Here is an 11200-nt window from a genome sequence, read left to right on the forward strand (position 1 = left end):
CCAGGACACCCTCAAAGGCTGGCGGCTGGTAACCACGGAGCGATGACGAAGAGACCGGCCGTCGGGCTGCCCGAAGCGCCAAGATGACCGCCTTCTCGCTTCTCCTCTTGACCGACCAGGGGCTGCTGGGGGCCTGAGTACGGATACTCAGGCCCCCAGCAGCATCTCTCGGAAGTATGCGTTCCATGACTACTTTCCGAGCTGCACGGCCCCTCAAGGGAACGGCAATCACTGCATTCGCCATCCTTGTGTGCCATGTCATCCTCAGCGTTGGCTATGCCGCGGTAAGGGCCAGGAGGCGTGCGAACCCCAGCGGCCTCTGGGCGGATACCGACTTACGCCTGGCGACCGTTGCTCTGGGGCTCGTGATCGTGATGCCTTTGCTGTTGTGGATAGGCATGCGGATCATGGGAGAGAAGGGCAACTACGCGCTGGTCATCGGCGGAAGTCTGGCCTGGCTGTTCGGAGCCGGCTACAACCTCAGCTACATCAAGTACCCGCCCGGCACGCACCTGCCGGTATCGCTGCTCGTCGCCCTGGTGGCTGTCGGGGGGCTGCTGTCTCTCGACAACGTGGCGCACCGCCTGACGGGGCACACGAGCAGCTGAATGGGTTGAGGCGAAACTCCTGGGTGACCGATGCATGCACCGCGGGTAGATGCGGGGAGCTGACGTCACCTTACTGACCAGGAGCACGCCCGTGGGGGCTGAGCCGACATCACAAGCCCGAGGTTCGAGACCAAAAGGACGCCCTACGGGCGGCGACTGAAGAAGCACGGCCAGGGCTCCGCAGAGCGGCGGATCACCCCGGTGTCACTGCACCCTCTGGTACTCCGAACCACTCCTCCAGCGCCTCTGCCAGCCCGCCCGACGTCGACGCCTTCGCCCCCGCGTCGGCTGCCCAGGCTGTGAAGCCGTCCGGACGGACGAGGACCGCCGCTAGTTCCGGGCGGGAGGGGCAGCCGGCCGTCAGGGTGTCGACGCGGCCGGCATATCCCGCAGCCAGGGCCTGGAGTTCCGGGTCGTCGGTGAGGTCGAGCAGGAGTGCCCGGCCGCCGTGGAGGTGGTCCGCGAGGCGGCTGCCGTCGGTGAGTTCGAGGTCCGGGGTGCTGCGGCCGGTCAGCGGGTGTTCGCCCGGCAGCTCGTACCGCACCCCGGCACCGTTGAGCCGTGCGGTGAGGTACGTGGTGCCCGTTACCGTCTCCGCCAGGTCGCTGACGATCTCGCGCAGGGCCCGGGACTGCGGGTCCGGGCGCATGGCCGCGACCTGGGACCGGGTCCAGTCCAAGACCCACGCACCGACCGGGTGCCGCTCGCAGGTGTACGTGTCCAGCAGCCCTTCCGGCGCCCGGCCGGCGATCACCGCGGCGAGCTTCCAGCCGAGGTTCATCGCGTCCCCGATACCCAGGCTCAGCCCCTGGCTGCCGAACGCGGAGTGCACGTGCGCCGCGTCGCCCGCCAGCAGCACCCGGCCCTTGCGGTATCGGTGACCTGGCGGGCGTGGTCGGTGAAGCGGGTCGCGGTCCGCACCCCTGTGATCGTGACGTCCACGCCGGATACGCGGCGCAGCCGCGCCTGGAGGTCCTCGGTGGTGACCGGCGCGTCCCGGTCGGCCGGCGGGCCGTCGAACTCCACGGTGACGACGCGGCCTGGCATCGGCCCGTGGGCGTACACCCCGGTGTCCGTGGCGGTCCAGCCGACCGTCAGGTCCTCGGCGCCGGTCATCTCCACGACCGCCTGGTGACAGGTGATCTCCGGGTCCGTACCGGGAAATTCGAACCCCGCGAGCTTGCGGACCGTGCTGCGGCCTCCGTCGCAGCCCACGAGCCAGCCGGCGCGTATGGCCCCGTGGCTGGTCCGCACGGTGACGGCCTCTTCGTCCGCGTCGAAGCCGGTCAGCTCCACTCCCCGACGCACGTCGACGCCGAGCTCGTCCGCCCGCCCGCCGAGCAGCCGCTCGATGTCCTGCTGCGCCACGAAAGCGATCTCGGCGGCGGGTCCGGCGTCGTCGAGGCCCGGTTCCGTATGGTCGACCAGGTCGGCGCGCAGCATGATTCCGGCGAAGTGCCCGACGATCCCGAGCCCTTGGCCCGCGGCACCGCCTCCGTCCCCGCCGTTCCGTTCGCGCATGAATGCTTGGAAGCGGTCCATCGCCTGCCGCTGCACCTCGGCAAGCGCGGGCAGCATGCCTCGGCGGTAGAGCGCCTCGGCGCTGGGCGTGGTGATCGCCCCGCCCTTGATCGTCGGGTTCACTTCGGTGAGGTGCTCCAGGACGGCCACCCGCGCGCCTCCGAGCCGGAGCTCGCAGGCCAGCATCAGTCCGACCGGGCCGCCTCCGGCCACCACTACGTCATAGTCCATGGCGCCGACTATGACCGAGGGCAGAAAAGGCCAAAAAAGCGCAGCGGTGTCAAGAGACCGGCCCCGCGAGGAGAACGATCAAGGAACGAGGCTCATCGGCTGCTATCTCCGGGAACGAGCAGGCTCGTGAGCTCGGCGGTCGCCTCTGGGGACGGCTTGAAGTAGCGGCGGACGTTCTCCGGCTTCTGGTGCCGGGACTTCGCTATCAGCATCAGCAGGGGGCGCCCTGCTCGCCGAGGTGGGTGAGGGCGGAGTGGCGGTACTCGTGCAGGTCCCAGCCGGTTCCCGGCCCGCGCGCGGCGATGTGCTCGTCGAGCAGGGCACGGGTCTGGTCGTAGGAGAGGCAGACCAGGCCGGTGTCCGGGCACACGTCGCGCGGGCCGACGACCTTCCCGGACCCGGAGCGGCGGTGGGTGACGAACACCGGCCCCCGGGTACGGCCGCGCAGCTGGCGGGGCAGGAGCCGGGAGTGTGCTCCAGAGGTTGGTCGGCATGGGCCTCGAAACCGTGCTGTCATGATGAGTTCATGATCAGTGGGATGGGTGAACTTGCGGGTGCCGTGCTGGACGATCCGGCGCGGCTGCTGGCCGCGGGGCGGGCGGAGGTACGGGAGCACATCGAGGGTATGACCGCTGAGCACCATATGGGGCGTGAGGTGTTCCAGCAGGCCGAGGCGATGTTTGGCGGCGCTGAGGTCTCGCGTGCGGAGTTCGCGTCGTGGCTGCAGTTCGCCGCGAAGGTGCTCGGGCACGACACGTACGCGGAGCGGATCGCGGCCGCCGAGACGGGGATGCCGTGGCGGACGGTGTGGGCTTGGTGGCGGCCGATGGGGAGGTTCGACGCGCACCCGAACCGCCTGATGGACAGTGGAGCGTGCCGCTATGTGCACGAGGGACGGGAGCTGATCGAGGTCGGCACGTTGGGCGGGCCTGTCTGGCTCGACCTGGAGACGGGCGCGCGGGTTCCGCCCCCTGCGCAAGGTACGGCGCAGCCCGTGAAGGGGCCGCGCCCAGGCGATGGAGAGGCGGACTACCTGAGCGTCCTGGAACTGTCCGTGCCGGAGGACTGGGCAGAGAGCACTCCGGTCCCGGGCGGGGACGACCGGATGCGTTACCTCGTCGATGGCGACGCGCACGGTATCGCGCTGCTGGAAACCGATCCGGCGACCTTCCGGGACTGGCCACGCGGGGAGATGGACCACTCCTCGGCGGAGGCAGGAACGCCCGGACGGATGCCGGCGTTTGCTGCGCCGACGGGGCCGCTCACCGCCGAACGTGTCGATGCGGCGTTCGCGCCGTTCGACGTACGCCGCATACCTGCAGAGCAGCTGCCCGGTGCACTCAAGCATCCCCCCAGCCGAAGGCATCTGCGCGACATCGGTCTGCCACTGGGCTGGGTGTGCGGATGGGAGAGCATCGACCTGCTCCCCGCCGATGCACTGACGACACCAGAAGACGACGCACTCCAAGGCGTCCGGTTGCCCCAGGGAACTCAGGTTGCAGACCTGTTGAGCCTGGGCACGTCCGAGCATGGCGATCTTTTCCTGCACCGCCGCGATGGCACGGTCTTCATAGCCTTGGCTGCGCAGGGGCAGGATGGCCACAGCTGGGAGGCCATCGAAATCGCCCCCGATCTCGACATCTTTACCCGGTATCTGGAGGGCATCCGCCGATACACCAACGCCTGCTGGTACCCGTACCCGGACGAGGAGATGGCGGCCGAGGTGTTCACTGCGGAGATGGATGCCCTCGCGCCCGGATTCTTCGCCCCCGAGACGCGCAGCGGCGAGATGTGGAGCTACTTCTACGCCGGCATCACGGAGCTGAGTGAATACGGATACTAGGGTGAGCCGAAGCGTCGCGGCGGGCCTTTGGCTCGTCGGCTCGCGTAGCTCGTAGCGACGGAGTGACCCCACCGATCAGGAGATCGAAGCCCGCCCGCGACCGTGTGGGCGGGTGGTGGTACGCGCTGGAGATCGAGATACCCGACTGCGAGGAAGACGGCCGCAACGGTGCCGTCCTCACCTCTCGCGTGATCGGCTTCAGCGCCCCAGGCCCCCTCATCCAGCCCCTTGCCGGACGAGGACTACGGCCGCCTCGACCCGCCGCCTGCGCACGAGCGTCGGCGCTGGCGCATCTATGACGCGCCCCGCACCGGCCCCGCCGACTACTACGTCCAATGAGACGACTGCGCCCAATGCCTCGGCGACCGCCTCCTGAGCGACACCGAAGCACTCCAGCAACTCGCGGACCCCGAGAACGCGGTCCCCTGCCCGGTCTGCCGCCCCGACACCGTCCTGCACCATGCCAGTTGACGGCGTAAGTGGCTGCGGGGAGGGCGGTCGATGGCGGCGTGGAGGCGGCGGAGTACCGCGTCAGGGAGCCTGCCGCCTGTTTCACCTCGGGCGCGCCGACCAGCTGCGCCACCACCCCGCCGCTAGGAGCCTGGCCACATGACCGCTCGCATCGTCATCCACCGACCCGCCGGGGCCGGCGGCCGCCGCGTCTACATCGACGGCACCGCCCTCGGCGTCGGCCGCAGCGACGCGGCCACGGTGGAGTTCCTGCGCTGCGCTGGCCTCCCCGACGGCGAGCCGCTCCTCGATGATCCCGAGGGGGTGGAATGGCGCGGAGGACAGCCGCACGACTACGGCGGGCCCAGCCTCAGCAGTGCCTGACTGCGCCTAGCTTCGACGGAGGCAGCCGCCGCCAAGTGCCGGAGCCATCACGGTGTCCTGTCGCCAGAAGCCGAGCGTCAGATACCGGTGGGTTTCTTTTTGTTGAAGAGCCAGGTGTCGAAGACCTGGGACAGGTCCTTTCCGGATTTCTGCTCGCACAGCATGATGAACTGCTGGGTGTCGGCATTCTTGTGGCGGTGCTGCTTGGTCCAGGTGCGGAGAATGTCGAAGAACGTCTTGTCACCGACTGCCTCACGGACCTTGTGTGCCACCATGGCGCCGCGCCCGTAGACGGGGGGATCGGAGACGTGTGCGGCGCTGGGCGGATCGGTCGGGGCGAAGGCCCAGATGCCGTCGCTTTCGGGGTGGGTGCCGTCGTAGAAGGACTCGAAGGTCTCCTGCGCCGTCTTGCCGCCTTGGTCCTCTTCCCAGAGCCACTCCGCGTAGTTGGCGAAGCCTTCGTTGAGCCACATGTCCTTCCACGCGCGCGGGGTGACTGAGTTGCCGAACCACTGGTGTGCAAGCTCGTGCACCAGCAGCTTCTCATCGGGAGCGGAGTCGAAGTACGGCTTGGTCTGGGTTTCCAAGGCGTAGTCGAGATCGGGGAGGTGGTCGACGATGGCGCCCGTGGAGGAGAAGGGGTACGGCCCGAAGCGCTTGCTCGCCCAGTCGGTGACCTGCGGCACCAGGTCCCCTACGTCTTCGGCTGCCTCGGCCTCATCCGGATCCACGGCTAGGTAGATTGGCAGGCCGTCATCGGTCCGATTCTTGGTTATCTCGAAGTAGCCGACGGTCACGTTGGCGAGGTAGCTCGCCATGGGCTCCGTGTTGCGCCAGTGCCGGGTGACTCGATCGCCCTTGTCCTCCTCCTTCAGTAGCATCCCGTTGGCGATCGCGTCGTAGGGGTCGCCGTCCTCGTCCTTCGGGACGGTGACCGTCATGTCATACGTGGCCTTGTCCGAGGGGTGGTGGTTGCCCGGGTACCAAGCCATGGAGCCGGCCGGTTGGCCCAAGGCGGTTGAGCCGTCGTCGGTCTCGATCCAGCCTTCCACTGCCCCGTCGGCGTCCTCGATCATTCTGGGTGTGCCGTCGTACGCGATGGTGGCCTTGAAGGTTTCGCCGTCCTTGATCGCCTTCGTGGGCGTCAGCGTAAGCTCGTTCTTCTTGCGGGCAAAGCGGGCGCCGGTGCCGTTCACCGTGGCATTGCGCACCTTGAGTCCGGCGAAGTCGAGGTTGAAGCGGCTCAGGTCCTCGGTGGCGTGCGCGGTGATGACCGCGGTGCCCTTGAGGTGGTTGGTCTCGGGAACGTAGCCAAGGGTCAGGTCGTAGTGCGCCACCTTGTAGCCGCCATTGCCGAGCGACGGGAAGAGGCGGTCACCCACTCCAGCCGCGCCGGGCTTCGGATCCGAGGCCCTTGCGGGGTGCGGAGATGAACTGGTGCAGGCGGTGCTCATGGTCACCAGGAGCACCGCGACCGGAGCCCAGCGTGCCCAGCGAGGGAAGGGTTGTGAACGGGGAGAGATGAATGCCGCCTTCACAGTCGCTTGGTGACGATGCGCCGGTCGTGGGCGTCGAGAATGATGAGGCTCCTTGCCACCCCGGGGCCGTCATCTGCGTCCCACCACTGCGCGAAGGTGCCGGCGAATGCCTCGGCCTTGGTCCGTGAGCTGTAGTCGGTGGACACTTCAACGTCGTAGTCAGGGCCGACGAGTTCGACGGTGAAGACACTCCTGGCATGACGGGTGGTCGCCGTATCGCCCTCGGCCTTTACCCACGCGCGGAAGTCTTTCAGGAGCCGCGGGTTCGACTCCCGCTTGGTCAGGGGATGGGCCGGGGGGTGCCGCGGGGTGTCGCTGACCCCGTCCTGACAGCCTTTCACCCAGGCCCCACGGTCCTGGTCGGCCCTGGCTCCTGCGTCAAGGGCACGACGGGCACACCCGCCCCACACCACCTCACGCACGGCGACGCCCTTGCCGCCGTCGTGGTAGAGCTTCTTGCCCTGCTCGTATCCCGCCGCATAGGCCCTCGTGAAGTCAGACGAGGCTGCGGGACGCTCTCCAGCCGGACTGGAAGCCGGCGCGGCGTCGGAGCTGGGTGTGCCGTGGGTGCCGCACGCCGAAACGGCTAAGAACCCCGCGGCTGCTGCTGCAGCCACTGCCGCGTGCCGCAGCACATGGCCGTTCCCCGTACGAGGTCTCATTCTGTGGTCTCCAATCGATGACACGACTCCAGGAGTGAGAACCCGCAAACCACCGGTTGGTTCCACCGCTTCGCGATGGGAGAGGCGCAAGTTGAGGGGCGTCGTTTGCCTGCACTGCTACTTGGCCGGGTGTGCTGGGCCGCTATCGTTGCGAATGTCGCCGGGGTGGTGAAGGGCAGAACTGCGGCGGTCGCGGCGCAGGGCTCGTCACGGCCGCGACCGTCGAATGTTTATCACTGCTACATGGGTCGGACGACGCCCCTCACGCCCACCGCATCCCGACCGCGGATAGCTGTTCGACCCGCTCGGGGGTCAGTGTCGCGGCCCGCGAGCGCTGATTCCCGACCCAGGCGCCGAGCTTGAGCTGTACCTCCCGCTGCTCCTGGCCCCCACCGTGGGCCGTGCTCAGGGTGACCGTCTCGATGTGTATGCGCGGTACGCGAAGGTGTCCTTCGCGTTCGTAGTACTGCTGGGCGGCGGTGAGGTGCATGGCCCATTTCTGTGCCTGGCTGGTGCGGGGCTTGGGTTTTTCGTCCTCGGTTGCGGGCTCGATGCCGAGGACGTGCTCGCACAGCCACTGCTGCACTGTGCTCAGGTTGTCCCACCCGAGCCGGACCGACGTCACCCACCGCCCCAGGTCCTCGCCTTGGCGTACGACTTCGCCTGCCTCGGTGGGTAGCGCCTCACCGGCGCCCAGGTGCAGCCGGGTCAGGTGGAAGGAGCGCTGCCAGGTCACCGGCCAGGCGGGGCACCAGGACGCGTCGATCTCCTCCAGCTGCTCACGCCGCGCCTGCGTCAGCGCCCCCGCCGACGACTCCACGGGCAGACCCTCGGCGCGCCGCTGCTCGATCTGCTCAGCCTTGCGGGCGGCGGCCCGCTGGTTCTTCAGCCAGATCCCCACCGCCGTCCCCTGGTGCGTGGCGTCCAGCGGGGCCAGGAGGTGCCCGTGTTCGGCGGCCCATGCGCGGGCGGCGGTCAGGCCCTGCTCCCAGGCGACGTCGTGGTGGGACCAGATCATGCCGAGCTTCTCCAGCTGCTCGATGCGGTCGGCGTCCATGTCGCCGCGGGCGTAGAACCTCCTGGCGTCGGCGGTCCACTGCCCCAGTGGGAAGTTCGCCAGTGAGGCCGGCCACCCGGCCGTCTTCGCGTCCTGTCCGGTCGGGACGCGGAACGTGAACGGCACCCGCAGGTCCCCGTGCTCGCGGGCATAGATCACGGCAGCCTCCACGCCGCGCCGCCAGTGCTCGTGTTCGGGGTTGAGGACGCGGAGGTTGATGAATGCTGCCAGCTGCGCGGGGTCGCGTGGCGTGGAGAACTTCAGCAGCGCCTTCGCCGGAGCCGAAGGCCCCCCGCCCCCGTCCCCACCGGCGTCCTGCTCTTTGCCCTCTGCGTCCTTCTGGATGGGCTTGTAGCGGCTGGGAGCCTGCTGCTCGGCCAACGCCTCCACGACCCTGGCGTCGTGCGCCCTGAGCGCTTCCAAAAGCTTCGCCAACCCGCCGTACGCCTTCGAGGTCAGCATGTTGTCCGCTGTCTCGCCGGGGCCCAGGAGCACCGGCACGACGAGGCTGGCGACCTTGCCCTCGCCCGGCTGCATCCGCAGAGCCCGGCCCACCGCTTGGACCAGGTCCGGCATGGCCCCGCGCACATCCGCCCAGTACACGGAGTCACAGTTCTTGGTGTCGACGCCTTCCCCGAGGACCTTCACGGACCCCAGGTAGCCCTTTTCCACGACCGTGCCGTCGCCTGCGATCCCGTCGGCGAACTCACCCAGCACCCGGCGGCGGTGGAGGGGCTTGTGCTCTCCACACAGCCAGTCCGCCCAGATCGTGCGCGGGTAGAGCTCGGGGTCACTGGCGTGCAGCTGGGCGGCGACGTCGGGCAGGCCGGCCGCGAAAGCTTCGGCTTCCCGCGTCAGATGGTGAAAGACGAGCGTCCTGCGAAAGCCCTCCTCCGATGACGCCTCGACCAGCGCGGTCTGCAGGGCAGCGAGGCGCGCGCCGCGCACCTCGTCCGACCGGCCTTCCGCGCCGAGCAGCAGAGCGGCCTGGAACTGTGTGTCCGTCACATCCACGCATACGACCTGGTAGGGGGCGCAGATTCCCCGGTCGATGGCTTCCGAGAGCGTCAAGGTGAACGCTCTGCTGCCGAAGGGGCCCTCGGGGTCGTCTTCCATGCTAGCGACCAGCTCGCCCGGTGCGCCGGTCTCGTCCTCGTCCCCGAGCTGCCACAGCCGGGGCGTGGCCGTCATGTACAACCGGCGCAGGGCCGGGATTTTCTGGTTGTCGTGGACGACCGCCCACGGTTTCCCGATCCGGCCCGAAACCCGGTGGGCTTCGTCCACAACGATCAGGTCCCAAGCCGCCAAACCCGCAGCGTAAGCCCGCTCCAGTGTGCCGAGGCCGAGGCTGGCGTAGGTGGCGTACACGGTGACCTTGTCCAGGCCGCGGGTCCACTGCACGAGCTCGTCCGCGTCTGTGGTGTTGGGGAAGCCGGCCTCCTCGCCCCGCAGGGAGGAGACTCCGATCATCGGCCCCCTGAGGCCTCCCTCGCGCCATGCAGCTTCGGTCTGGGTGAGCAGGTCCAGCGAGGGTACGAGCACCAGCACGCGGCCCGCGTGGAGCTCCTGCGCGCTGCGGACCGCCACCCGGGTCTTCCCGGTCCCGGTCGCCATGATCACCTGCGTCCGGAGTCCTCGCTCAGGCACAAGTGATCTTGCAGGCAATTCGAGGGCGCGGATGACGGCGTCGACGGCTTCTCGTTGGTGGGGCCAGAGGTCCTTCTTCGCCATATCCGCTCTACCTCATCTTGATTGCCGGCGTGGCCGAGTCGAGCGTCAGCTGAACGGAAAGCCTGCCTGCAGACTCGCAGTTGCCGTCACAGCGAACCCCTTAGGAGGGCCGTCCTGTATTCGGACTTTGGGGCATTCCGGGTTGCTCCACGCGGTCTGAAGTGCCCCGAAGGTGCGATGCTCTAATTCCAGAGTCTATCCGCTTACTGTTTTGATGCAAGATAGCTCACGGGGGGACCCGTCAAGACCTGACAGTCCGGTAGGCTTTGGGTATGGCCAGAGCGAAGAACCGGCTGCCGAAGCCTGATGCGGACAGTGGCATAGAAGACGTGTCCCTGCTCATCCTGGAGTGGCTGGGCGAGCATGGTGTCAGTGCACTCCTCAGGTTTGATGCGGAACGCTCCCGCAATCAGTGGACCTTCGCGGCAGCGGGTGGGGCACTGTCCCACCCGGTCCGGAATGATGCGGCGTCGGCCGGTGAGTGTTTGAGCAATGGACTCGTCCTCATCCGCAGGCAGGGGATGGACGTCCCCTTCTGACCATCCAGTAGGGGTCAACGAGCGACTCCAGGTTCGGGCATGCTGGTGGCCATGAAGAGGCGCAGTGCACGGCAGACGCTGATGGTGGACGGGGAGAAGTTCGAGGTCTCCAAACGGCCGGGTCAGCGGGGCACGTACGACTTCACCTGGCTGACAGGCCCCAACCCCGGATACGGCTTCACTTCTGCGGTGCAGCCGGCCAGGGCCTTGAGCATCCCGGAGCTGGAAGAGTCCATCCGGGATTTCCTTGGACAGGTCGATCCGGCTACCGGGTATATCGATTAGGCCCCTCCCACCGAACCACCGCCCCCTTGTAGCCGGCCCGTCCGCGTGAGCGGGCGTAGGCCCTGAAGGCGAAGCCGGAAGGACCCCGGGTGGGGGAGCGAAGCGGACCCACCCACCGCCACACCAGCCCAGATCAAGCTGCCCTGACTAGCCACCAGACGGACCGCCCGACCGCCCCTGGAGCGCAGCGGAAGGGGCAGCCCGGCTCGGCCGGGTCTCGGAGAGCGAAGCGAACCGCAACCCCCGTGCGCAGCAGGGGGGTTCGCACCCGCGGAGCGGGTGCGCAACTCCTCCGCGGAGCGGAGGAGTTCGCTTGCACAGCGCGCAGCGCTGTGGGACCCGCTCCGCGGG

Annotated in this window: 8 protein-coding genes and 3 pseudogenes; 6 read left to right on the forward strand and 5 right to left on the reverse strand. The window is 68.3% G+C overall.

Annotated elements, in window-relative coordinates; translation table 11 throughout:
* Positions 1-185: 185 nt before the first annotated feature.
* Positions 186-608 carry a hypothetical protein gene (locus tag ACGFZW_RS36295; protein WP_393897597.1) on the forward strand — a complete coding sequence of 141 codons (423 nt, stop codon included), beginning with the start codon at positions 186-188 and terminating at the stop codon, positions 606-608.
* A gap of 193 nt (positions 609-801) precedes the next feature.
* On the opposite strand, the pseudogene ACGFZW_RS36300 reads toward ACGFZW_RS36295, so the two are convergent.
* Both ACGFZW_RS36300 and ACGFZW_RS36305 read right to left on the reverse strand, forming a co-directional pair.
* Positions 802-2360 (reverse strand): annotated as a pseudogene (locus ACGFZW_RS36300) (FAD-dependent monooxygenase).
* A 92-nt stretch (positions 2361-2452) separates the two neighbouring features.
* Positions 2453-2829 (reverse strand): annotated as a pseudogene (locus tag ACGFZW_RS36305) (site-specific integrase); the annotation flags it as partial.
* A 69-nt stretch (positions 2830-2898) separates the two neighbouring features.
* On the opposite strand from ACGFZW_RS36305, the gene ACGFZW_RS36310 reads away from it, so the two are divergent.
* From ACGFZW_RS36310 to ACGFZW_RS36320, 3 genes and pseudogenes are all read left to right on the forward strand, one after another.
* Positions 2899-4203 (forward strand): SUKH-4 family immunity protein, encoded by a 1305-nt coding sequence (locus ACGFZW_RS36310; RefSeq protein ID WP_393897598.1) that lies wholly within the window; start codon positions 2899-2901, stop codon positions 4201-4203.
* A 354-nt stretch (positions 4204-4557) separates the two neighbouring features.
* Positions 4558-4674: pseudogene (locus ACGFZW_RS36315) on the forward strand (DUF6233 domain-containing protein); the annotation flags it as partial.
* Between the two features lie 138 nt (positions 4675-4812).
* Complete coding sequence (locus tag ACGFZW_RS36320) at positions 4813-5037, forward strand: hypothetical protein (RefSeq protein WP_393897599.1); 225 nt, start codon at positions 4813-4815, stop codon at positions 5035-5037.
* 77 nt (positions 5038-5114) lie between these two features.
* Here the strand turns inward: ACGFZW_RS36320 and ACGFZW_RS36325 are convergent, their stop codons facing one another.
* The 3 genes from ACGFZW_RS36325 to ACGFZW_RS36335 all read right to left on the reverse strand — a co-directional run bounded on the left by ACGFZW_RS36325 (position 5115) and on the right by ACGFZW_RS36335 (position 10025).
* Positions 5115-6491, reverse strand: coding sequence for a M1 family metallopeptidase (locus tag ACGFZW_RS36325; RefSeq protein WP_393897606.1), 1377 nt, complete (start codon positions 6489-6491; stop codon positions 5115-5117).
* 80 nt (positions 6492-6571) lie between these two features.
* A complete protein-coding gene (locus ACGFZW_RS36330) occupies positions 6572-7237 on the reverse strand; it encodes a hypothetical protein (protein WP_393897600.1) in 666 nt (221 codons plus the stop codon).
* Between the two features lie 262 nt (positions 7238-7499).
* Complete coding sequence (locus tag ACGFZW_RS36335; protein ID WP_393897601.1) at positions 7500-10025, reverse strand: Helicase associated domain protein; 2526 nt, start codon at positions 10023-10025, stop codon at positions 7500-7502.
* A 272-nt stretch (positions 10026-10297) separates the two neighbouring features.
* Here ACGFZW_RS36335 and ACGFZW_RS36340 point away from each other — a divergent pair, with 272 nt between their 5' ends.
* Both ACGFZW_RS36340 and ACGFZW_RS36345 read left to right on the forward strand, forming a co-directional pair.
* Positions 10298-10564 carry a hypothetical protein gene (locus ACGFZW_RS36340; RefSeq protein ID WP_393897602.1) on the forward strand — a complete coding sequence of 89 codons (267 nt, stop codon included), beginning with the start codon at positions 10298-10300 and terminating at the stop codon, positions 10562-10564.
* 51 nt (positions 10565-10615) lie between these two features.
* A complete protein-coding gene (locus ACGFZW_RS36345) occupies positions 10616-10849 on the forward strand; it encodes a hypothetical protein (protein WP_393897603.1) in 234 nt (77 codons plus the stop codon).
* Positions 10850-11200: the final 351 nt, after the last annotated feature.

The organism is Streptomyces sp. NPDC048248, assembly GCF_043201875.1.
Classification (GTDB): Bacteria; Actinomycetota; Actinomycetes; order Streptomycetales; family Streptomycetaceae; genus Streptomyces.

Excerpts from the sequence above, each read along its gene's own strand:
- ACGFZW_RS36295 (WP_393897597.1), top strand. The coding sequence starts at position 186 with ATGACTACTTTCCGAGCTGCACGGCCCCTCAAGGGAACGGCAATCACT.
- ACGFZW_RS36310 (WP_393897598.1), top strand. The coding sequence starts at position 2,899 with ATGGGTGAACTTGCGGGTGCCGTGCTGGACGATCCGGCGCGGCTGCTG.
- ACGFZW_RS36320 (WP_393897599.1), top strand. The coding sequence starts at position 4,813 with ATGACCGCTCGCATCGTCATCCACCGACCCGCCGGGGCCGGCGGCCGC.
- ACGFZW_RS36325 (WP_393897606.1), bottom strand. The coding sequence starts at position 6,491 with ATGAGCACCGCCTGCACCAGTTCATCTCCGCACCCCGCAAGGGCCTCG.
- ACGFZW_RS36330 (WP_393897600.1), bottom strand. The coding sequence starts at position 7,237 with ATGAGACCTCGTACGGGGAACGGCCATGTGCTGCGGCACGCGGCAGTG.
- ACGFZW_RS36335 (WP_393897601.1), bottom strand. The coding sequence starts at position 10,025 with ATGGCGAAGAAGGACCTCTGGCCCCACCAACGAGAAGCCGTCGACGCC.
- ACGFZW_RS36340 (WP_393897602.1), top strand. The coding sequence starts at position 10,298 with ATGGCCAGAGCGAAGAACCGGCTGCCGAAGCCTGATGCGGACAGTGGC.
- ACGFZW_RS36345 (WP_393897603.1), top strand. The coding sequence starts at position 10,616 with ATGAAGAGGCGCAGTGCACGGCAGACGCTGATGGTGGACGGGGAGAAG.